Raw genomic sequence first — 20,022 nt, 5'->3', positions numbered from 1 at the left:
TCGTCGCCGGGCGCCAGGCTGTCCGCAACGTCATCCGCCGCGAGGACCCCCGCATCCTGGTCGTCCTCGGGCCCTGCTCGGTTCATGACCCCGATGCCGCTTGGGACTACGCCCAGCGCCTGGAAAAATTGCGCCCGCAGGTCGAGGACTGCTTCCTCATCGTCATGCGCGCGTATTTCGAAAAACCCCGCACCACCATCGGTTGGAAAGGGCTCATCTACGACCCCCATCTCGACAACTCCTCCGATATCGCCCACGGTCTGCGCCTGGCCCGCACGTTGCTGGTCCGCATCAACGAACTGGGCCTTCCGGCCGCGACGGAATTCCTCGATCCCATCGTTCCGCAATACATTGCCGAATTGGTCAGTTGGGCGGCCATCGGCGCCCGCACCACCGAATCGCAGACCCACCGCCAGATGGCCAGCGGGTTGTCCATGCCGGTGGGTTTCAAGAATGGGACCGACGGCGAGCTCCAGGCCGCACTGGATGCCATGTCCTCCGCCATGTCCCCGCACAGCTTCCTTGGCATCGATGGCGAAGGCTGCACGTCGGTGGTCCGGACCACCGGTAATCCTTGGGGCCATGTGGTATTGCGCGGCGGTCACAAACGGACCAATTACGATCCGGAGAGCATCGCCGACGCCCTGGCGCGACTGCAACAGGCCGGCCTGAGCCCGGTGGTGATGGTGGATTGCAGCCATGCCAATTCGGGCAAGGTGCCCGCCCGGCAGGAGGAAGTTTGGCAAAGTATCCTCACCCAGCGTCTGGCCGGAAACCACGGATTGATCGGGGCCATGCTGGAAAGCAATCTGGCCGCCGGAACACAAGCGCTCACACCCGAGCGCGGGGCGTTGCGTTACGGGGTTTCCGTGACCGACCCCTGTATGGACTGGGAGACCACCGAGCGGTTGTTGCGCACCGGACACGCCGCGCTCCTGCCGCTGACTGCCTGAGCCACGGGCTCGACACCCATGACCCCGGTCCGTGCCGCTGTCATCGACTTGGGGAGCAACTCGGTCAAGGTCCTCTTGGCAGAACAGCGCGGATCCACCCTGCATGTCCATCGCGAGGACGCCCACACCACCCGCCTCGGGGACCGTCTGGCCCTGACCGGGAAACTCTCGGCCGCCTCCATCCGGGGCACACTCGATGTGCTGGCAACAGCGCGGAGTCAGGCGGAGGAATTCGGGGCCACATCCATCCACATTGTGGGCACCAGCGCACTCCGCTCCGCCGCCAATGCCCGCGCCTTCCTGGATCCCGCCCGGGCGGTTCTTGGTCGTCCGGTGCGGGTCATCACCGGTGCCGCCGAGGCGCGCTACGCTTATGCGGGAATCAGTTCCAGCGCCCCCTGGCGCAAAGGACGGCTCCTGGCACTTGACCTCGGTGGGGGCAGCTTGGAATTTGTCCTCGGGCGGGCCGGACGGATGGAAAAGGCCCGCAGCCTCCCGATCGGTTGTGTCCGCCTGCGCGACCTTTTTCTGCGGCGCCAACCGGTTTCAGCCCGGGCTCTGGCCGAGGCCCGGGCTTGGCTCCTCCACGGTCTGCGCAGTGTGCTCCCCTGGTCGCGGGAAAAGGACACTGTCCTCGTCGGCTGCGGCGGCACCATGATCACCCTGGCCGCCCTCCATCTGGACCCCGGGAAACGGGCCCACGCCGTCTCATGCGACGGACTCATGGTCCCCACCCCCGCCATCGCCGCCTGGCTGCACGACCTGGCCGGAAGGCGGGTGGATTCCATCAAAACACTGGCGGCTATCCCCCCGGCCCGCGCCGATGTCATCACCGCCGGAATCCTGGTTTTCCACACCATTGCCGAGGCTGCGGGCGCAACCCACATGGGCTGTGCCATCCACGGTCTGCGTTATGGATTGTGGCAATTGGAGATCGCCCCGGAGCCCTTCCATCACGTCGTTCATGAAGCTGCCGCCTGACCCCCTGTTGCGCGAGGCCCGAACCCTCATGCGCAAACTGGAACCGGAACCGGCCCACGTTCTGCAAGTGGCCCGTCTGGCCGATCAACTGTTCCTCGAACTCCAGCCCCTGCACCGACTGGGCGCGCGCGACCGTCTCCTTCTGGCTGCCGCGGCCTGGCTGCACGACACCGGCTGGTCGGTCTCCCCGGATGGCCGGGCCCACCACAAACATTCCGCGCGCCTGATCCGCTGCCATCCATGGAAACACCTCAATAAGGAAGAAAAGGAAATGGTCGCACAAACCGCCCGCTACCACCGGAGGACGCTTCCGACCCTGAAACAATCGCGCCACGCCCGGTTGTCGTCCGAAGCCCGGGAACGTGTCTGTGCGCTGGCGTCCCTGCTTCGGGTGGCCGATGCGCTCGACCGATCCCACCGCTCCCGGATCCGCCGGATCACCGCCGCCGTCGGGGACGCTGCGGTGGAAATCCGCGCCCGGGCCCGCGAGGCCGCGGGCGAGGAAGAGGCCGCCTTCCTGAAAAAACGTGACCTCTTCCTCCGGCATTATGATCTTCCGGTCCACCTGCGGCTGGATTTTGCCCGCCAAGTCCGCGTTTGAGTCCTGTCATCAGGGGTTGATGCCCGGACAAAACACCCTAGGATCCGCTGATAGATGAATTGGCGGCTCAAAGTCCTCTGCGGCCTCGTCCTTGGCGCCTTCCTTGCGCTCAGCACGGCCTATTACAAATTTTACGTGGCCCGTGAAGCCCGTGGAGTCATCCTCTTTGTTGTTCCCGGCCTCAACCTCGAGTTGCTCAACCTTTCTGGCATCGACGAGGAAACCGGGGCGGGTTCCACCCCGCGCCTGGCCCGCGCCGACCGTGTGGCCCTGGTCAACAACCAAACCGAATCCGGCTTGGTCAACCCGGCCGCCTTGATCTCATGGCTCTCCACGGGAGAACTGGGCCTTCCGGACCAGATCGGCCTGTCACCCGACGGGCGCAGCCTGGACAACCTTGTCTACCAGGCCCAGCGATCGGGTCGGACCGTTGGTCTGATCAGCAACACCGAACTGGACAGTGCCCTCCTCGGCTCATTCTACGCCCACCAGACCTCGATTCTCGACCGCGGACCCATCGCCAAGCAGCTTTTCGATTCCACCGCCATTGATGTCATCCTCGGCGAGCAGCCGGCGGCTTTCCAATCACTGGTCGACGAAGGCGGCCGCAACCTGATCAAAGAAGCCGAAGCGAAAGGCTACCGGATCGTCCGCAGCCGGGAAGAGCTCGACAACATCACCTTGTGGGGCACCAAGTTGTTGGGTCTCTTCAAGACACCCTCCGCCGACCCGGCGCCGGTCCATCCACCCCAGCCCGTGCCCGAAGAGAAGCCTGTTTTCTTGGGTCCACCCGCTCCCGAACCTCCGCCCATCCCGCCATTCCCGCCCATGAAGCACCTTGTGCGGCAGGCCATCCGGGTGCTGCAGACCAACCTCACCGCCAACCTCAACGGCTATTTTCTGGTCGTCAATTACGACCTCACCGACCGCAAGAACCGCACCTCCCGGGCCCCGGATGCCATCGCCCGCATCCGCGCACTGAATGATGCCATCGCCGAGGCCCGCCTTTATGCGGGCCGGAACAGCGTCATCATCCTCTATGTGCCCTACGACCTCAGCCAGGCCGTGGAAACCAAAGACCTCCCGCCCCGCCGCCGCCGTCCACTGCCGCCCGAAGTGCCCGCCCACCCCTATCCTGCGCTTCCCGCCGGTTTTGGTTGGGCCGCTTTCTATGGACGGCAGATCGACGTGCCCCAGGGCTTCCTCACTCCGGGTGAACTGCACCAGGTCATCCGCTCCATCTTCTAGTGCCCCGGACGCGAACGCGTGACCCTGACCGAAATCAAAAAAATCCTGGCCGAGCGCGGACTCAATCCACTCAAGCACTTCGGCCAGAATTTCCTCTTCGACCAGAACCTCTGCCGCTGGATCATTGCCCAGCTGCGCACTCCGGCTCCCGGTCCCATCCTCGAGATCGGCCCCGGTTTGGGCGCCCTGACCGGTTTTCTCCTCGCCGGGGGTTACCATGTGCATACCCTGGAAATTGACCGGGGTCTGGCGGCCTACCTGCGCGAGCGGTTCGGCAGGCAGAAATCCTTCTCATTGGTCGAGGGGGATGCCCTGGAAACCCTCCCCCAACAAGGGCCTTTCCCCGTCATCCTCGGCAATCTGCCCTACAATATTTCGACCCCACTGGTGGCCACCCTCCTGATGCGCGACCATCTGCCGCAGGAATGTCTCTTCACCCTTCAGAAAGAAGTGGGCCACCGGTTCGCCGCCTCACCTGGCACTGCCGATTATGGGGCCATCTCCATCCTCCTCCAGGCGTATTATCAGGTGGAGATCCTCAAAACGCTGCCCGGCAATGTTTTCTTCCCCGAGCCCGATGTGCATTCGGTGGTGGTGCGGTTCACCCTTCACAACATCCCTGATCTGCCCAAGCCGGACCGCGAGCCATTTTACGCCCTGTTGCGAAAAGCCTTCACCCAGCGCCGGAAAAAACTCCGCAACACCACCGGCATCGAATCCGATCGTCGGCCGCAGGAATTGTCCGTCGACGAATGGATACGGTTGTACAAAAAAATTCAGGATGCCGGGTGACCGAGTAGCAAGAGGGCCTCACGGATGACTTCCTGGCGGGGCAGGGTGATGTCCAGGGTGATCGAGCCCTGGGGTTCTTCCAGATCGGTGAACTGGCTTTGGAGCAAGGACGCGGGCATGAAGTGGTGGGCACGGCGGGCCACACGGCTTTGCAGTGTTTCCAGGTCCCCCTTGAGGTAGATCCAGCGCACGGATGGGAAGGCCGCCCGGAGGTGGTCTCGGTAGGCCTGCTTCAGGGACGAACAAGACAGGAAAACCGGCCGGCCCTCCGAACGGACACGGTTCACTTCCTGGATCAGGAGATCATACCAAGGCCAGCGATCGCTGTCGGTCAGGGGAATACCCGCCGCCATCTTGGCCTTGTTGGCGGCGGGATGGAAGTCGTCGCCCTCGATGAAGGTGCCTTCGAGGGCTTGGGCCAGGGCGCGGGCCACGGTGCTTTTGCCGCAACCGGACACACCCATGACGACGATAAGTTTTAAGTTTGAAGGATCCAGTTTTAAGCAGGTGGAGGCCGGCATGATTTACAAACTTACAAACTTATCACTTAAAACGACCCCGCGTCGGCTGGGTCCGGTCAGGCCTGGATCTGGGGCCGCCCGGGTTCCGGCCAGTCAATGTGGAAGAACTTTCCACGCGGCTTGTCGGTCCGTTCGTAGGTGTGGGCGCCGAAGTAATCGCGCTGGGCTTGGAGCAGGTTGGCCGGCAGGCGGGCCGAGCGGTAGCTGTCGTAGTAGGCCAGGGCCGAGCTGAAAGTCGGGGCCGGGATGCCGCATTCCGCGGCGAGGGAGACGACCTTGCGCCAGTTTTCCTGGGCCTTCTGCACGGTTTTGTTGAAGTAGGGGTCGAGGAGGAGGTTGGCCAGTTTGGGGTTGCGGGCGTAGGCCTCGGTGATCTTTTGCAGGAAGGCGGCGCGGATGATGCAGCCCCCGCGCCAGATCTGGGCGATCTGGCCGAAGTTGAGTTTCCAACCGTATTCCTGCTGGGCCGTGCGCATGAGCTGGAAGCCCTGGGCATAAGAACAAATTTTCGAACAATAAAGCGCGTCGTGGACGGCGGCAATGAGGGCCTTTTTCTTGCCCTTGTATCGGGCCTTGGGCCCTTTGAGGACCTTGGACGCGGCGACACGTTCCTCCTTGATGGCGGAAATGCAGCGGGCGAAGACCGACTCCGCGATGGTCGGGGCAGGGACACCCATATCGAGGGCGTTGACCGAGGTCCACTTGCCCGTGCCTTTCTGACCGGCGGTGTCGAGGACAACATCGACGAAAGGTTTTTTGCTCACCGGGTCTTTTTGCTGGAGGATGTCGGCGGTGATCTCGATGAGGAAGCTGTCGAGCGCTCCGCGGTTCCACTCGGCAAAGATGTCGCCCATCTCCTTGGCTTTCAGGCCGAGAAGGCCCTGCAACAGGGCGTAGGCTTCGCAGATCATCTGCATGTCCCCGTATTCGATGCCATTGTGGACCATTTTGACGTAATGGCCGGCACCGTTTTCGCCGATGTAGGCTGTGCAGGGGACACCCCCCTTGACCGGTTTGCCGGGGGCCGCGCCGAGCAGGGGCTTGCCGGTTTTGGAGTCGACCTTGGCCGCGACGGCCTTCCAGATGGGCTCGAGTTCCTTGAAGGCCTGTTTGTCGCCACCGGGCATGAGGGAGGGGCCGAAACGTGCGCCTTCTTCCCCGCCGGAGACGCCGGAGCCGATGAAGCGGAGGCCTTTTTCCCTGAGGGCTTTTTCCCGGCGGATGGTGTCGGTCCAGAGCGCGTTGCCGCCGTCAATGATGATGTCGTCCTGTTCGAGGAGGGGGACGAGGCCGTCGATGACGGCATCGGTGGCCTTTCCGGCCTGGACGAGGATGATCATCTTGCGGGGTTTGGCGAGGGATTGGACGAAGGCCTCCAAAGACTGGGTGCCAACGACGCCGCCCGGGGTGTCCGGGTGGTCGGCGACGAATTTGTCGGTTTTTTCAACCGTGCGGTTGTAGACCGAGATTTGGAAGCCGTGGTCGGCGATGTTGAGGGCAAGGTTCTGGCCCATGACGGCCAGGCCGATGAGACCGATGTCGGATTTTTCTTTCATGATTTTTGGGAAGGGCAGCAGAATAATGAAACCAACTGGTGCTGTCCAATCCATATCGGAGGGAATGGACCACGTTAGAGATCTTTCACACAGCGGAAGCCGATGTGGATGGCCCCGCTGTCCATGGCAGCTCCGCGCCTCGCCCCCGGGCGGTAGCTTTCGCAGTAGGTGATATGGCAAAGAAAGGAACCGCCGCGGATGACGTGCTCCTTTTCATATGGATTTTGGGGGTCGTAGCTCGTCGAAGGACCCTGGGGATTGTCGACTACAGGATGGCCGGCCATTTTCAAGCGGGCATAAGTGTCGGGGCGGAACCAGTCGCTGCACCATTCCCAGACATTGCCGTCCATGTCATAAAGGCCGTAACCATTGGGTGGAAATGATTGGACGGGGGCGGTGCCTTCGTAGCCATCGGCACGGGTATTATGATGGGGAAAGGTTCCCTGCCATATGTTGCAATGTCGGCTAGATTCTGTTTCCGGTGTGTCGCCCCAAGTGTAGCGCTTGCTTTCCAAGCCGCCCCGCGCCGCGTATTCCCACTCGGCTTCGGTCGGAAGCCGTTTGCCGGCCCACTTGGCGTAGGCGGCGGCATCCGCGTAAGCGATATGGACCACCGGGTGCGAGTCCCGGCCCTTGATGGAACTGGCGGGTCCCTCCGGTTGCCGCCAGTGTGCCCCTCTGGTCCAGCGCCACCACTGGGTGAAATCGGAAAGGTCCGAAGTCGGTTTGGTCGGGCTTACAAAAACCAGCGCGCCGGGTTGAAGATCCTCCGTGCGGGGTTTGGGCGTGCCTGGCGGCACTTGGGTCTTCATCACTTCCCAGTCGATCGGTCGCTCGGCCACCGTCTTGTATCCGGTGGACTTCACAAAGGCGGCAAACTGGCGGTTGGTCACCTCGTGGGTGTCGATCCAAAAAGCGGACACTTTCACGCGGTTGGTGGGGAATTCTGTGTGATGGGCTCCTGGGAAACTGCTACCCATGGTGAATTCTCCTCCGGGAAGCTTGATCATGCCTTCTGGGGCCGTGGAGACTGCTGCTGGCGCGACATGGGACAGTGCGATCCAAAGTCCACCAAACAAAAGCCATGGCTTCATAGGCCCAGCCTGTTGCCCGAGGAAGCGCCTGACAAACACAAACAGAGGGGGATCGGTTCCCGTCACACGCATTGTCCGCCCGCCCACAAAGGCTTTTTCGCTTGGTGGTAGAGTCTTTCCCCGGCCTTGGGAACGTAAAGGATGCCTTGTTCTTCGCGGTCCCGGAAGTCTTCCACGCGGATGGAGGCGGGATCGCGGTAACCGAGGTTGATCTTGCGGCAGACTTCCTCCGGGATGCCGGTGGCGAGGACGACCCGGGCACGGGGGGTTTCGACGCCGTTTTCGTAGGTGCCGATGCCGTGGACATGGGTGGAATGGGCCAGGACGCCCCAGGGGTAATCCTTGAAGCGGTCCCACTGCTTCAGGAAATAATCGCGGCAGTGGTAGCCAATCTCGGTGATCAGTTTGCCATGCACAAGCGAGACTTCATGGAGATGGGGGGCGTAGATGATGAGCTCGGCGCCGTCGGCCAGGACGGGTTCCAGTTTGTACATGCATTTGCCCGCAACCCAGAGTTCGTCATACATGGGCGGGGCGCAGGAAAGGACCTGCCGGTAGGCCCGGGGTTCGTAGGTGATGTGGACCCTGGCCGAAAGGTCGCTGGCGGCGTCCCAACAGGAAACCGTGTCTCCGCCGAAGAGGCCGTAGTCATGTTTTTCGTCGACGACCATGGCCAGGCAGAGTTTTTCCTGGGGAATGAGGGCGGCGGCGCGGTCGACGACTTTGCGGACGGGGGTCCACTTGTTGCCGATGATCATGGGATTGGTGACCACGGCCCCTAACCAATGGAAGAAGTTGAGGATTTCAGCGCCGCCGATGCCGGGGAAGAAGTATTTGTTGCCGCCGGAAAAGCCGACCACCTCGTGTGGGAAAACCGGGCCCATGACCAGGAGGATGTCGTAGTCGAAAACGCGGGCGTTGATGTCGACCGGCACATCCATGGCGAAGAGGCCGCCGGAGAGATCGGAGATTTCGGCCGCGGGGATGGTGCCGAGTCGGCGGAGGGTTTCCGGCTGGTCCCAGGTGTGGTTGAAGACGCGGACGCTGGCGAAGGTGGAATGCCGTTCCGCGGGGGTCCATTCCATCCGTTGGAGGATTTGGGCGTCCGTCATGGCCGGGTGGGTGCCGAGGGCGATCATGAGGTCGATTTGTTTCGCCTGTCCGGCCGCTCGGGCATGGAAGCCGCGGAAGAGGCGGCCGAGGGGTGCCGTGCGGGTGCCGTCGGGGACGATGCAAAGCACCCGTTTGTTGCGGAAGTCGTGCTTCTGGAGAAAATCTGCCACCAGGGATTCCACCTGTTCGACCGTGATGGATTGTCCGACCGGGGCCAGGGCTTGCAGGGGGTGGTTCATTCGGGGTGCTTTGCTGGGAACTTCAAATGGTTTGGCTCAGGAAGCCCCCGTCCACACGGATGTCCGTTCCGGTGATGAAGCTGCTGGCAGAGTGGCTGGCGAGAAAAACGGCGGCACCGGCCAGTTCGCGGGCTTCGCCGAAGCGGCCCATGGGGGTGTGGCCGAGGATGGACTGGGCGCGCGGGGTGGGGGAACCGTCGGGGTTAAACAGGAGTTTCTTGTTCTGTTCAGCGGGGAAGAAACCGGGGGTGAGCGTGTTGACGCGCACGCCCTTGGGGGCCCACTCGCGGGCGAGGAACTGGCTGAGGTTGAGCACGGCGGCCTTGGCCGAGGAGTAGCTGACCACGCGGGACAGCGGAAGGTGGGCCGAGACGCTGGCGATATTGATGATGCTGCCTCGGCCGCGCCCACACATGGCCGGACCGAAGACCTGGCATGGGAGGAGCACACCGCCGACCAGGTTGAGGTCGAAGTTGGCCTGCCAGTCCTCCAGGGCGATGGACTCGAAGCTTTTCTCGGCCGTGACGGTGACCTTGGGGTCATTGCCGCCGGCGGCGTTGACCAGGATGGTGACCGGGCCGAGCTCTTTCTCGATGGCCAGGCGGGCGGACTCTAGGGAGTCCTTGTCAACGGCATTGGCGGCAAAGAATGCGGCACGAGCGCCGCCCTGGGTGATTCGTTCCACACAGGCCATACCCCGCCCGGGATTGCGGCCGACCACCGCAATGGCGGCACCGGCTTGTGCGAGAGCTTCGGCGAGGGTGCCGCCCAGGGTGCCGGTGGCACCGATCACGACGGCCGTTTCATTCTGGAGATCGAACAGGGGATTCATTTTCGTTTCTTCTTTGGGGCGGGTCCGGTGGATTCGCGCACGACCAACTCGGGCCGGACACGAACCCGGGTGGGTTTGTCGTGGTCGAGAAGGCGCACGGCTTCCTCAATCAACAGGCTGGCGTGCGGGTCGACCGTGGTCAAGGCGGGGCGGGAGTAGGCGGCAATTTCCGCATTGTCGTAGCCGACGATCGAGAGGTCGCGCGGGACTTGCAGTCCCTCGCGGTCCGCCCAGTGGAGGAGTCGGAGGGCGATGCGGTCGTTCAGGGCCACCAATGCGGTGACGGGGTGGCGGGCGAACTCGGCCCATGTTCCCGTTTCCGGGGGTGCGGGCCAGTGGAAGATCCGGCTTGCATCGCTCGCTCCGCCTTTGCGTGCACCCAAGCGCAGGCCCTCAAGGCGTTGCCTGCCGTAGGCGGAGTCGGGGCGGATGGCCACGGTGGCGAGGCGGCGGTGTCCGAGGGCATGCAGGTGTTCGGCCACCCGTTGCAGACCGGCCTTGCGGTCCGTTTCGACCTGTCGGCCCCTGCCTGGGGTGAGGCTGTCGATGTGGACCACGGGAATTCCCGCGTTTTCGAGGTGGCGGAAGGCGGGTGCTTGCGGGGCCAAACAGGGGGCCACCACGACCACGCTCTGGCAATGGAGGGCGGCAAAGCGTTCGAGGGCGGCCTGTTCACCCTCCGGGGTGCCATTGCTGATTTGCAACAGGACGTCGAGACCCCGGGCGGAAATGGCCTTTTGCAACTGCATGACCTTGTCCGAGAGAAAGTAATCCACCAGATCCGGCACACAAACACCGACCAACTCGGTTTTCCCACTGCGCAGGCTGCGACCCAGGGCACTGGGGGCGAACCCGCTTTTCCTGGCGGCCTGGCGGATGCGCTCGATGGTATCCGGGTGGATGCCTTTGTGGCCGTTGAGCGCCCGGGAAACCGTCCACCGGGACAGGCCGAGGGCCTCGGCCAGCTGGCGGGTGGAACGGACGGGATTTTTCATTTGACGCGGAGGCATCTTAATACTAACACGTGTTGGTATCAATGATGGAGTTCATCCGCTCCATCCCCTTTTTTCCATGAAAAACATCCGTCTTGGCATCATCGGTCTCGGCTCCATGGGCCGATCCCATGCCCAAATGATTATTGACGGGAAAGTCCCCCGTCTCGCCCTCCATGCCGTGTGCGATAACGAATCCGACCTCACGGGTTTCGGTCCGGTCAAAACCTACCAGAGGAGTGAAGACTTGATCCGATCAGGCGAGGTCGATGCCGTACTCATCGCCACGCCGCACTATCAACACACCACGATCGGTATGGATGCGCTGCGTCAGGGGCTGCACGTCTTGGTGGAAAAGCCCATTTCCGTCCACAAGGCCGATGCCCTGAAACTGATAGCCGCGCACCGCGACAAAAAACAGGTCTTTGCCGCCATGTTCAACCAGCGGACCGACCCCCGTTACACCAAATTGCGCCAATTGATCCAGAGCGGTGAACTTGGTGAAGTCCGCCGTGTCAATTGGATCATCACGAATTGGTTCCGCACCCAGGCATACTACAATTCCGGCGGCTGGCGCGCCACTTGGGCCGGTGAAGGCGGCGGTGTATTGCTCAACCAATGTCCCCACAATCTCGACCTGCTCCAGTGGCTTTTTGGGATGCCGAAGAGCCTCCAGGCGTTCTGCGCCATCGGCCGCTATCACGAGATCGAAGTCGAAGACGATGTCACCGCCTACCTCGAATACCCCAATGGCGCCACGGGTGTGTTTGTCACCTCAACTGGCGAGGCCCCTGGAACCAACCGGCTCGAGGTCACCACCGACCGGGGCCGGGTTGTCCTGGAGGACGGGCGTATCCGTTGGGATCGCACGGAGGTGCCGGTGCAGCGATTCTGCAATACAACTTCCGAGCGCTGGTCGACCCCTCCGCTTTGGAAGGTCGAAATCCCCGTCGAGGGAAACGGCGAGCAACATCTCGGCATTCTCAAGAATTTCACCGCGGCCATCCTCGACAAGGTCCCCCTGATCGCCCCCGCAGCGGAAGGGATCCATTCTGTGGAACTTGCGAACGCGATGCTCCTGTCCTCGCACCTTGGCAAACGGATCGAGCTCCCGATCAGTCCCGTAACCTACGCGGGCTTCCTGAAAAAACGCATCGCCTCATCCCGGTTCAAAAAGAAAGTCGTGAAAATCGACGGACCCCGCGACATGGCCAACTCGTTCGGGAAACCCTAGCCCCTAGCCCCCATCCCCCATGAAACTATCCCAAGTCGGTGCCCAACTCTACACCTGCCGCGATCTGCTCAAGACACCGGCGGACATCGCCGCCACGCTCAAGAAAATCCGCGCCATCGGCTACACCGCCGTGCAGGTCAGCGGCATGGGCCCCATCGCCGAAGAAGAACTGGTGCGGATTTTGGAGGGCGAAGGCCTGACCTGTTGCGCCACGCACGAGCCCGGGGCCGACATCCTGCAGAACACCGCCAAGGTCATCGACCGTCTGTCCCGCCTGAAATGCACCCTCACGGCCTATCCCTATCCGGCCGGCATTGATTTCTCCAGTTTGGCCTCGGTCGATGCCCTGATCGCCGGCCTTGATGCCGCCGGGGCGAAGATGGCCGCCGCCGGGCAAACCCTCTGCTACCACAACCACAACCATGAATTCCGCAAGCTGGAAGGCCGCACCATATTTGAGCGGATCTTTGCCAAGAGCGACCCGAAACACCTCCAGGGTGAACCCGACACCTTCTGGGTGCAATATGGCGGCGGAGATCCGGTCGACTGGTGTGAGCGACTGGCGGGGCGCCTGCCGATCATCCATCTGAAAGACTATCAGACCAACGCCGACAATGGGCACCAGTTCTGCGAAATCGGCTCGGGCAACTTGAACTTCCGGAAGATCATCGCGGCCGCCGAAAAGTCCGGCTGCCGTTGGTTTGTCGTCGAACAGGATGTTTGTCCCGGATCGCCGCTTGATTCACTGGCCCAAAGCTTCCGCTATATCCAGGAAAACCTGCTTTCCTGAATCCCGAACCGACGACCATGTTTTTAACGGGCATAGCTGACGAGGCCGGCAAGGCGATTGATTCCCAAATCCGGGCCCACCGTGAACTGGGTTGGCCGGAGATGGAGCTTCGAGACGTTCTCCAATCCGACGGACAGGCCGATAACTTGCACAACCTTCCAGAAGCGGACTTCCGCCGGGTGGAAAAGTCGGTCAAGGATGCCGGATTGCACGTTTACTGTTTTTCATCCCGCATCGCCAATTGGGGCAAACAGATCGACCAACCCTTCGAATCGTCGCTGGAGGAAGCCCGCCGGGCCATTCCGCGGATGCAGGCCCTGGACACGAAATACATCCGCATCATGAGCTTTGCCGTTCGACAGGACACCGGGGACCAGATGGAAGAGGAGCGGTTCCGTCGCCTGCGCGAGTTGAAGAAGATGTTCGATGACGCGGGATTGACCGTGGTGCATGAGAATTGCATGAACTACGGCGGGATGGGCTGGCCCTTCATGCTGCGCATGATCGAGAACGTTCCCGGGCTGAAAGTGGTTTTTGATACCGGAAATCCTGTCTTCGCCGACGACCGGTCCAAACCCAGGCCCTGGCCCAAGCAATCTTCATGGGAATTCTACCGCAATGTCCGGGAACACATCGCCTACGTCCACATCAAGGATGGGGTCTGGAATGAACAGGAAAAGAAGACGCGCTTCTGTTTCCCCGGGGAGGGGGAGGGCGACGTGGTCCACATCCTCCACGACCTGGTCAAAACGGGTTACGATGGCGGGATCTCCATCGAGCCTCACATGGGCGCGGTTTACCATGATCCGAATTCCTCCTGTCCGGAGGATCTGCAATACACCACCTATGTGGAGTATGGACGGCGGATGGAGAAGCTCCTGCAAATCATCACCAGCCGGTGAGATCGCGGTTTGGATTCAGGCGGCCAACCGGACCGCTTCGATGGGAGCTTGCGGTTGGTTGGGACTTTGTCCGAGCAGGTATTGCTGGATGGGGGCCCCGGCATCCTGGAGATAGAAACCGGCCGCCATCTTCTGGGGCATGAGGATGATGGCCAGCGCGTCCTTCCAACTTCCCTCGATCCAGTAGGGATCACCAATGAAGCCGCCCAGGTCGTTGAATTCTCCGTAGAACCAGATGTAATTTTCCGTCCCGTCGGCGAAACCGCCGTATTGGGCGATGACGAGTGATTTTTTCACGCCGGCTTCTTCCTCGAACTGGCAGACCAGCTGGCCCCCTTCCTGGAGATCCCAGCGGAGGTCCCAATAGGCGGTGGCATCGTTGGTCCAGTTGCGCCCGTACTTCGTGGTTACCGTCACCACGACACGGGCAAACTGGTTCCATTCCTCGACCGACCAGCCCTTTGGCTGGACCACTTCCTGGATGCGCTGGAGCTTGATCCGCCATTCGGCATAAAGACGCCGGAGTTCGACGAGGGAATTCATCGCGGTGCGGGGCGTAGATCAGCGCAGACGGGCCAGGACGCTCTGTTGGTCGCGGATCTTCTGCTGGTTGAGGGAGAGCTGTTTCTCGAGCTCGCGGTTGCGGGCTCGGAGTTCGGCCAGGGTCTGGGTGGTCTGGTAGCGGTATTCCTCAAACTGGCTGGTGAGGGCGGTGACGCGGAGGTTGGCCTGCTCGAGGTTTTTGGCCAGGTCGTTGTCCCGTTTGATCAGGTCCATCTCCATCTCGAAGAGGCGTTGTTTGGTGTTCTGTTCCAGCAGGGCCACGGTGGCGCTTTGGTCCTGGAGTTGGCGGTAGAGGACATAGCCGCCGAGAGAGGCCAGTCCGGCAATGACCAGGATGGAGCAGACCAGGGCCAGACCGGCGCCGTGGAGCAGGGAGCTGACCGCTTTTTGTTCTTTGACCTGACGGTCGATGCTGCGTCCGGCAGTGATGGGGGTGGGGTGGGGTTGGGCCATGGATACCTCGGGGTTGCGTGGGTGGGTGGGGGTAGGGGTGGAATTGGAAGGAAAAGGCGAGGGCTCGACCTGCGGGGGGATCTCAACCGTGGTCGCTGCAGGCTGGGCAGGAATATCTGTCTTGGCGCTTGAGGCGGTGCTCCCGGTCATCGTCGACAAGGGAGCTGCCGGATCGGAGGGCCGGGGTTTGCGGACATTCTTCTTCCGCGGCACGGAGAGTCCGGCGAAATCGAATTCCAAATTCGGGCGTTTCCGGGCCGGGTGCGCGGGATTCTGGGGCGAGTGTTTTCCAAGCATGGTTTTCGTCGCCGGACGCACACGCCCTTTGACAGGACGCAATCTATCTGATATTCAGACTATCTGACAATCATATTTTTATGTCAAACGCCACTTCTGTGAGTATCACCGAGGCCTCCCGGAACTTTTCCGACTTCATCAACCGGGTGGCCTACCGGCAGGAGAGTTTTTTCCTCATCCGGGGGAAAAAGCCGGTGGCGGAGCTCCGCCCGGTGGCCAGTGGTCGGCGTCTATCCGAGCTGCCCGCGCTTCTGCGCGGGGGGCCGTTGTTGGAGGCGGGTGATTGGGCGCCCTTCCGCCGCGACCTGGAGCACGTGCGCGCGGGCCGCTGACACCATGGGCATCCTCATCGACTCCGAGACCCTGCTCAGCTGGGCGGAACATCCCGCCCGTCTCGAGGCCTGGATGGGATCGCGGCGGGAAGAGGAATGCTTTCTCTCGATGGTGACCGTGGACGAATTGCTGCGCGCGGTGGCAGAAACCACCGAGGGGAAACGCCGCCACCGCCGCATGGCCTTTGTGGAATCCGCGCTCGAACATCTGCCGGTGCTGCCCTTGGACCGCAAGACCGCGCGCATCCACGCGGGTATCCGGCCGGGGGGCAAGGCGGGAGGCAAATCGGGGGAGGAATTGAGCGACCGCGATGGTTGGGTGGCCGCCACCTGCCTTGCGCACGGACTGGTGTTGGTGACCCAGCGCCCGGAGATTTTCCGGCGTGTTCCGGGACTGGTGTGTCAGGCCTATCCCGGGCCGGGCCGGACGGTCAGGCCTTGATCTGGAGGAAAACCAAGCCCAGGGCGACGAATCCCACACCCGCCCACTGCCAGGCCGAAAGGGGTTCGCGGAAAAGCCACCAGGCGGAAAGTTGGAGCAGGCAGAACCCCCCGCCGAGGGCGAGGGCGTAGACCACGTTCGAACTGCCCAGCTTGAGTGCGTGCGGCATAACCACCACACAGATGAATCCGGTGGCGTTGGCGGCGGCGAACCAAGCCCACCAGGCCCATCCATGGGCCATGGAAGTGTAGCGCAGCAGCAGGTTGGCACCGGCCATGCCCGCTGCGTAACAGGCAATCATGAGCCCTAATTTCATCCGCATCATGTTTATACGCCGATCCGTCATTGTCATGCCCAGATCTGAACGACATCGAGGGCATTCAATGGAGCAGGCCTAGCTGATTTCCCCTGCTGAATGGCGTGCAGGAGGTCCGGGCTGCCGGGAGCCCGGCGGCTCCGCCGAGTTCGTCGGCGAAGTCCGCGCGGGCCGAAGCCTCGGCGCGTTGCCTGGGCAGGCCCAGCAACTCGTAGTAACCGGCCAGTTCCCGGAGGAGGGCCTCCAGGGCCTGGGCGGGGTAGTCGTTTTCTGTTCTCATGGTTTCCTTTCCGGCCTTTACCGCGGAGAACAGGGGCATAAAAAAACCCACCGCTCTCTCGCGGTGGGTTGGCCATTTCTATTTCTTTTTGGCTCTTGTCTGGATTCAGACGTCCACCGCGGTCCGGAGGCCTTTGCGGCTCCAGACGGCAAACACGATCGTGCCGGAGGCCATAAGGATATGGCCCGGCCGCACATTCGTGTGTTGGCAGTGGTTCGTCACGAAATGCACCCTAGGTGGAGTCGGGTGGCAGGAAAAGTTTTTTTTCAACCGGTCTTGCTGTTTGCCGCAAAAATCCCTGCGCGGTCGGGGTTTCCGCGTTTGAGAATTTTCCGGTCCATCAGGGCAGGGGGATGTTCTTGAGGCTGAAGGGGACGACTTTCTCCTCGGGCGCAATCGGGATGATGATCTTGGCCCGGGTGTCGGGAGGCAGGAGGTCGTCCGACGAAACCGTGAGCAAAAGGGATCGTCCGGTTCCAAAAGAGGTGGAGCGGGTGGGGAGGGTTTTCCCGTCGGCGGTTTCCAATTCGACTTTCAGTACCTTGTCGATTTTTCCACCAAAGCGGACGCTGACGGAATGGTCGCGCAGCTCGGCCGCGTCCTCGGCGGCAATACTGCCCGGGCGGCTTTGGGCGGGATCGGTGATGCGTACTTCAAGTCCGTGGGTCTTGAAGAGATCGTTCTCGATGTCCTTGTTGACCTGGTCCTTGATGCGATCCACCAGGACGACCTGGCGGCGGTAGCAGAGAATGGTGACGGTGCCTGTGACTTCTTGGAGGAAGCGGGCCGAACGGGTGGCGGGCTTGAGCACGATCGGGAACTTCCCGGCCGGAGCATTGGGCGTGGCGGGATTTTTTTGCAGGCGCGCCGGTGCGGCGTCGACCGGGGGCGGGGCCAGATTGGCTCCGGTGTCGTCGACCGCCCGGACCAGGCTCAAGTTGTCGTATTCCAGGGCGTCGCTGAGGATCTCCCCCTCGAGTTCGATCCAGAGGCGGAGCTCGGCCGCGGCGGGGTCCGAGGTGCGCGTTTCGGTCAGTTCCACCAGATGGGGAACCACGGCGCTGTGCACCGTGAATGGGAGTGCGGCCGGGACGATCAGAGCGGAGAGGAGCAGCAGGACCGGATTGGGGGTGCGGGGCATGGGAGGCAGCATGTAGGGACGGGAGCATCCGTCAAAGCGCGAAATCAGGCCGGGTCGCCCGCTGGGTGTGGAAGAGGGAGACGGACGTAGGGGCTTTCGCGCAGGACGTTGGTCTTCCGTCCCGTCAACAGGAGGAAACACTCGCGGGCTGAACCGAGGACGATGATCGTGACGAGGATCAGGAAGGCGGCCGTGAGGGCGAGGTCGATGCGGGCATTGAGCAGGGCGGTCTGGGCGGCGGCCAAGGCGGGGCCCTCGAGGCCGCCGGCGATCCGGGCTTCGAGCGTGCGGATGGCCGGGAGGAATCCGGCCGCCCCGGGGGAGAAGATTTTCATCCATCCGGCGGTATAGGTGACGCCGGTGAGGAAGATCAGGGGGGCGACGGTGACGGCGCAGTAGCGGACCCGCCCCATCTTGACCAGGATGACCGTCCCGAGGCAGAGGGCGATGACGGCGAGCAATTGGTTGGAGATGCCGAAGATGGGCCAGAGGCTCTTGGCAATGCCGGCCGGGTCGAGGGCCCCCTGGTAGAGAAAAAAGCCCCAGGCGGAGACAAGCAGTGCGGTGGCGAGGATGTTGGCCCACCAGGAGCGGGTGTCGGCCAGACGGGGGGAAATGTGGCCGAGCAAATCCTGGAGGATGAAGCGGCCCACCCGCGTTCCAGCGTCGAGGGTGGTGAGGATGAAGAGGGCCTCGAACATGATGGCGAAGTGATACCAGAAGCCGAGGAAGGCGCGACCGCCGCCTGAGTTGGCGAAGATGTGGGCCATGCCGAGGGCGAGCGAGGGAGCGCCACCGGTGCGGTAGAAGAGGGTTTCTTCGCCAACGTCGGCGGCGAGTGAGGCCATGGTTTCGGTGGCGACGGGGAAGCCCCAGCCGCTGATGGTGGCGACGGCTTGCTGAGCGGTTCCGCCGACGATTCCGGCGGGCGAGTTGACGGCGAAGTAGACGCCGGGTTCGAGGACGCAGGCGGCGATCATGGCCATGATGGCGACGAAGCTCTCGAGCGCCATGGCGCCGTAGCCGACGGGCCAGGCATGCCATTCGCGTTCGATGAGCTTGGGCGTGGTGCCGCTGGAGATGAGCGAATGGAAGCCCGAAATCGCGCCGCAGGCAATGGTGATGAAGCAGAACGGGAAGACCTTGCCGGCGAAGATGGGTCCGGCGCCATCGGTGAACCGCGTGAGCGGCGGCATTTGGAGTTCGGGGCGGACGAAGAGGATGCCGACGCCGAGCATAAGGACGACGCCGAGTTTGACGAACGTCGAGAGGTAATCGCGCGGGGCGAGGAGGAGCCACACGGGGAGGGCGCTGGCGAAGAAGCCGTAGATGATGACCATCCAGGCGATGGCGATGCCGCCGTAGGTGAACCACGGCGCCCAGGCGGCGTTGCCCGCGACCCATTGGCCGCCGAAGATGCTGGCGAGGACGAGGAGGAATCCGATGACGGAAATTTCGAGGACCTTGCCGGGGCGCAGATAGCGCAAGTAGATGCCCATGAAGATGGCGATGGGCATGGTGGCGGCGATGGTGAACAGGCCCCAGGCAGAGTCCTTGAGCGCGTTGACGACGACGAGGGCGACGACGGCGAGGAGGATGATCATGATGAGCAGGACAGTGACGAGCGCCGTGAAGCCGCCGACTTTGCCGATCTCTTCGCGGGCCATCTGGCCGAGCGATTTACCGTCGCGGCGCATGGAGCCGAAGAGGATGATGAAGTCCTGCACGCAGCCGCCGAGGACGGCGCCGATGATGATCCAGAGGGTGCCGGGGAGGTAGCCGAATTGGGCGGCGAGGGTTGGTCCGACGAGGGGGCCGGGGCCGGCGATGGCGGCGAAATGGTGGCCAAAGACGATCCACTTGTTGGTGGGTTCGTAGTCGTGGCCGTCGCGCAGGCGTTCGGCGGGGGTGGCGCGTGCGTCGCTCAAGATCATGACCTTGGCGGCGATGAATTTGGCGTAGAAACGGAAGCCGATGAGATAAAGGCAGACGCTGGCAATGACGAGCCAGATGGAGTTGACGGGTTCGCCGCGATTGAGGGCGATGCCCATGAAGGCATACGCGCCGAGCACGGCGATGGCTCCCCAGGCCAGGTGGCCCAAAGTTTTGGTCATGAGTTGTGATTGTACCTAAGCCAGGCTTGGAGTCGTTCCCGAGCCGAGCGAAGGAAGCTCTTTGCTGAGCTGAGCCGAGTTTGCCAGGCTGCTCTTCGCCCGATTCGATCGGCACACGTATCGCGAGGGTTCAAAAGTCAGTAGTGGTAGCGGGCTTGAAGGTAGTAGATTCGATCGTCCGTGACGCGATAGACGAGGCGGTGTTCCTGGGTGATTCGGCGAGACCAGCATCCGG

The 20,022-nt window shown here is 62.5% G+C and carries 23 protein-coding genes; 10 read left to right on the top strand and 13 right to left on the bottom strand.

Going from position 1 to position 20,022, the window contains the following annotated elements:
• The 5 genes from SFU85_08980 to rsmA form a co-directional block, all read left to right on the top strand.
• On the top strand, positions 1 to 953 hold a 953-nt coding region (locus SFU85_08980; protein MDX6766911.1), incomplete at its 5' end, for a 3-deoxy-7-phosphoheptulonate synthase.
• Positions 954 to 971: 18 nt separating this feature from the next.
• Positions 972 to 1,934 (top strand): hypothetical protein, encoded by a 963-nt coding sequence (locus SFU85_08975; GenBank protein MDX6766910.1) that lies wholly within the window; start codon positions 972 to 974, stop codon positions 1,932 to 1,934.
• The gene (locus SFU85_08970) at positions 1,918 to 2,535 is read left to right on the top strand and encodes an HD domain-containing protein (protein ID MDX6766909.1); all 618 of its coding nucleotides are present in this window, start codon (positions 1,918 to 1,920) and stop codon (positions 2,533 to 2,535) included. Before SFU85_08975 ends, SFU85_08970 begins: the two co-directional genes overlap by 17 nt.
• A 54-nt stretch (positions 2,536 to 2,589) precedes the next feature.
• Complete coding sequence (locus SFU85_08965; protein ID MDX6766908.1) at positions 2,590 to 3,783, top strand: alkaline phosphatase; 1,194 nt, start codon at positions 2,590 to 2,592, stop codon at positions 3,781 to 3,783.
• A gap of 18 nt (positions 3,784 to 3,801) precedes the next feature.
• The gene (gene rsmA, locus SFU85_08960; protein ID MDX6766907.1) at positions 3,802 to 4,575 is read left to right on the top strand and encodes a 16S rRNA (adenine(1518)-N(6)/adenine(1519)-N(6))-dimethyltransferase RsmA; all 774 of its coding nucleotides are present in this window, start codon (positions 3,802 to 3,804) and stop codon (positions 4,573 to 4,575) included.
• Here the strand turns inward: rsmA and SFU85_08955 are convergent.
• The 6 genes from SFU85_08955 to SFU85_08930 form a co-directional block, all read right to left on the bottom strand.
• Positions 4,560 to 5,039 carry a gluconokinase gene (locus tag SFU85_08955; GenBank protein ID MDX6766906.1) on the bottom strand — a complete coding sequence of 160 codons (480 nt, stop codon included), beginning with the start codon at positions 5,037 to 5,039 and terminating at the stop codon, positions 4,560 to 4,562. The two genes, rsmA and SFU85_08955, sit on opposite strands and share 16 nt — an antisense overlap.
• Before the next feature lie 113 nt (positions 5,040 to 5,152).
• Complete coding sequence (gene gndA / locus SFU85_08950; GenBank protein MDX6766905.1) at positions 5,153 to 6,652, bottom strand: NADP-dependent phosphogluconate dehydrogenase; 1,500 nt, start codon at positions 6,650 to 6,652, stop codon at positions 5,153 to 5,155.
• A gap of 74 nt (positions 6,653 to 6,726) precedes the next feature.
• Entirely contained in the window at positions 6,727 to 7,746 is a 1,020-nt protein-coding gene (locus SFU85_08945; protein ID MDX6766904.1) for a formylglycine-generating enzyme family protein, read from the bottom strand.
• Between the two features lie 62 nt (positions 7,747 to 7,808).
• Positions 7,809 to 9,098: a lactate racemase domain-containing protein gene (locus SFU85_08940; protein ID MDX6766903.1), complete on the bottom strand. Its 1,290-nt coding sequence runs from the start codon at positions 9,096 to 9,098 to the stop codon at positions 7,809 to 7,811.
• A 22-nt stretch (positions 9,099 to 9,120) separates the two neighbouring features.
• Positions 9,121 to 9,930 (bottom strand): SDR family oxidoreductase, encoded by an 810-nt coding sequence (locus SFU85_08935; protein MDX6766902.1) that lies wholly within the window; start codon positions 9,928 to 9,930, stop codon positions 9,121 to 9,123.
• Complete coding sequence (locus tag SFU85_08930; GenBank protein ID MDX6766901.1) at positions 9,927 to 10,925, bottom strand: LacI family DNA-binding transcriptional regulator; 999 nt, start codon at positions 10,923 to 10,925, stop codon at positions 9,927 to 9,929. The genes SFU85_08935 and SFU85_08930 overlap by 4 nt, the downstream gene beginning before the upstream one ends.
• 76 nt (positions 10,926 to 11,001) lie before the next feature.
• Here SFU85_08930 and SFU85_08925 point away from each other — a divergent pair, with 76 nt between their 5' ends.
• Genes SFU85_08925 through SFU85_08915 form a run of 3 tightly spaced genes read left to right on the top strand, consistent with a single transcriptional unit; the run spans position 11,002 to position 13,848 of the window.
• Complete coding sequence (locus SFU85_08925; GenBank protein MDX6766900.1) at positions 11,002 to 12,156, top strand: Gfo/Idh/MocA family oxidoreductase; 1,155 nt, start codon at positions 11,002 to 11,004, stop codon at positions 12,154 to 12,156.
• Between the two features lie 19 nt (positions 12,157 to 12,175).
• Positions 12,176 to 12,946, top strand: a complete 771-nt coding sequence (locus SFU85_08920; protein ID MDX6766899.1) for a sugar phosphate isomerase/epimerase — start codon at positions 12,176 to 12,178, stop codon at positions 12,944 to 12,946.
• A 17-nt stretch (positions 12,947 to 12,963) separates the two neighbouring features.
• Positions 12,964 to 13,848 (top strand): TIM barrel protein, encoded by an 885-nt coding sequence (locus tag SFU85_08915; GenBank protein ID MDX6766898.1) that lies wholly within the window; start codon positions 12,964 to 12,966, stop codon positions 13,846 to 13,848.
• Positions 13,849 to 13,863: 15 nt separating this feature from the next.
• Here the strand turns inward: SFU85_08915 and SFU85_08910 are convergent, their stop codons facing one another.
• On the bottom strand, positions 13,864 to 14,391 hold the full coding sequence (locus SFU85_08910; GenBank protein ID MDX6766897.1) for a hypothetical protein: 528 nt from the start codon (positions 14,389 to 14,391) through the stop codon (positions 13,864 to 13,866).
• Between the two features lie 18 nt (positions 14,392 to 14,409).
• Complete coding sequence (locus tag SFU85_08905) at positions 14,410 to 15,162, bottom strand: hypothetical protein (GenBank protein MDX6766896.1); 753 nt, start codon at positions 15,160 to 15,162, stop codon at positions 14,410 to 14,412.
• An 80-nt stretch (positions 15,163 to 15,242) separates the two neighbouring features.
• Between SFU85_08905 and SFU85_08900 the strand changes: the two genes are divergently transcribed.
• Both SFU85_08900 and SFU85_08895 read left to right on the top strand, forming a co-directional pair.
• Positions 15,243 to 15,494: an antitoxin gene (locus tag SFU85_08900; protein MDX6766895.1), complete on the top strand. Its 252-nt coding sequence runs from the start codon at positions 15,243 to 15,245 to the stop codon at positions 15,492 to 15,494.
• Between the two features lie 4 nt (positions 15,495 to 15,498).
• Positions 15,499 to 15,936 carry a PIN domain-containing protein gene (locus SFU85_08895; GenBank protein MDX6766894.1) on the top strand — a complete coding sequence of 146 codons (438 nt, stop codon included), beginning with the start codon at positions 15,499 to 15,501 and terminating at the stop codon, positions 15,934 to 15,936.
• On the opposite strand, the gene SFU85_08890 is transcribed toward SFU85_08895, so the two are convergent.
• The 5 genes from SFU85_08890 to SFU85_08870 form a co-directional block, all read right to left on the bottom strand.
• On the bottom strand, positions 15,926 to 16,252 hold the full coding sequence (locus SFU85_08890; protein MDX6766893.1) for a hypothetical protein: 327 nt from the start codon (positions 16,250 to 16,252) through the stop codon (positions 15,926 to 15,928). The genes SFU85_08895 and SFU85_08890 overlap by 11 nt on opposite strands.
• Before the next feature lie 64 nt (positions 16,253 to 16,316).
• A complete protein-coding gene (locus tag SFU85_08885; protein MDX6766892.1) occupies positions 16,317 to 16,532 on the bottom strand; it encodes a hypothetical protein in 216 nt (71 codons plus the stop codon).
• Between the two features lie 340 nt (positions 16,533 to 16,872).
• The gene (locus tag SFU85_08880) at positions 16,873 to 17,673 is read right to left on the bottom strand and encodes a hypothetical protein (GenBank protein ID MDX6766891.1); all 801 of its coding nucleotides are present in this window, start codon (positions 17,671 to 17,673) and stop codon (positions 16,873 to 16,875) included.
• A gap of 44 nt (positions 17,674 to 17,717) precedes the next feature.
• Positions 17,718 to 19,787: a carbon starvation CstA family protein gene (locus SFU85_08875; protein ID MDX6766890.1), complete on the bottom strand. Its 2,070-nt coding sequence runs from the start codon at positions 19,785 to 19,787 to the stop codon at positions 17,718 to 17,720.
• Positions 19,788 to 19,924: 137 nt separating this feature from the next.
• On the bottom strand, positions 19,925 to 20,022 hold a 98-nt coding region (locus SFU85_08870), incomplete at its 5' end, for a type II toxin-antitoxin system YoeB family toxin (protein ID MDX6766889.1).

Source organism: Candidatus Methylacidiphilales bacterium (assembly GCA_033875315.1).
Lineage (GTDB): Bacteria > Verrucomicrobiota > Verrucomicrobiia > Methylacidiphilales > CAZTYG01 > JANRJG01.
The sequence above is the reverse complement of the archived record's forward strand: the minus strand, read 5'-3'. Positions and strand labels throughout refer to the sequence as shown.

Coding starts and splice junctions, on each gene's coding strand:
- SFU85_08975 (MDX6766910.1), top strand. CDS start 972: ATGACCCCGGTCCGTGCCGCTGTCATCGACTTGGGGAGCAACTCGGTC.
- SFU85_08970 (MDX6766909.1), top strand. CDS start 1,918: ATGAAGCTGCCGCCTGACCCCCTGTTGCGCGAGGCCCGAACCCTCATG.
- SFU85_08965 (MDX6766908.1), top strand. CDS start 2,590: ATGAATTGGCGGCTCAAAGTCCTCTGCGGCCTCGTCCTTGGCGCCTTC.
- SFU85_08955 (MDX6766906.1), bottom strand. CDS start 5,039: ATGGGTGTGTCCGGTTGCGGCAAAAGCACCGTGGCCCGCGCCCTGGCC.
- gndA (MDX6766905.1), bottom strand. CDS start 6,652: ATGAAAGAAAAATCCGACATCGGTCTCATCGGCCTGGCCGTCATGGGC.
- SFU85_08945 (MDX6766904.1), bottom strand. CDS start 7,746: ATGAAGCCATGGCTTTTGTTTGGTGGACTTTGGATCGCACTGTCCCAT.
- SFU85_08940 (MDX6766903.1), bottom strand. CDS start 9,098: ATGAACCACCCCCTGCAAGCCCTGGCCCCGGTCGGACAATCCATCACG.
- SFU85_08935 (MDX6766902.1), bottom strand. CDS start 9,930: ATGAATCCCCTGTTCGATCTCCAGAATGAAACGGCCGTCGTGATCGGT.
- SFU85_08930 (MDX6766901.1), bottom strand. CDS start 10,925: ATGAAAAATCCCGTCCGTTCCACCCGCCAGCTGGCCGAGGCCCTCGGC.
- SFU85_08925 (MDX6766900.1), top strand. CDS start 11,002: ATGAAAAACATCCGTCTTGGCATCATCGGTCTCGGCTCCATGGGCCGA.
- SFU85_08920 (MDX6766899.1), top strand. CDS start 12,176: ATGAAACTATCCCAAGTCGGTGCCCAACTCTACACCTGCCGCGATCTG.
- SFU85_08915 (MDX6766898.1), top strand. CDS start 12,964: ATGTTTTTAACGGGCATAGCTGACGAGGCCGGCAAGGCGATTGATTCC.
- SFU85_08910 (MDX6766897.1), bottom strand. CDS start 14,391: ATGAATTCCCTCGTCGAACTCCGGCGTCTTTATGCCGAATGGCGGATC.
- SFU85_08905 (MDX6766896.1), bottom strand. CDS start 15,162: ATGCTTGGAAAACACTCGCCCCAGAATCCCGCGCACCCGGCCCGGAAA.
- SFU85_08900 (MDX6766895.1), top strand. CDS start 15,243: ATGTCAAACGCCACTTCTGTGAGTATCACCGAGGCCTCCCGGAACTTT.
- SFU85_08895 (MDX6766894.1), top strand. CDS start 15,499: ATGGGCATCCTCATCGACTCCGAGACCCTGCTCAGCTGGGCGGAACAT.
- SFU85_08890 (MDX6766893.1), bottom strand. CDS start 16,252: ATGAAATTAGGGCTCATGATTGCCTGTTACGCAGCGGGCATGGCCGGT.
- SFU85_08885 (MDX6766892.1), bottom strand. CDS start 16,532: ATGAGAACAGAAAACGACTACCCCGCCCAGGCCCTGGAGGCCCTCCTC.
- SFU85_08880 (MDX6766891.1), bottom strand. CDS start 17,673: ATGCCCCGCACCCCCAATCCGGTCCTGCTGCTCCTCTCCGCTCTGATC.
- SFU85_08875 (MDX6766890.1), bottom strand. CDS start 19,787: ATGACCAAAACTTTGGGCCACCTGGCCTGGGGAGCCATCGCCGTGCTC.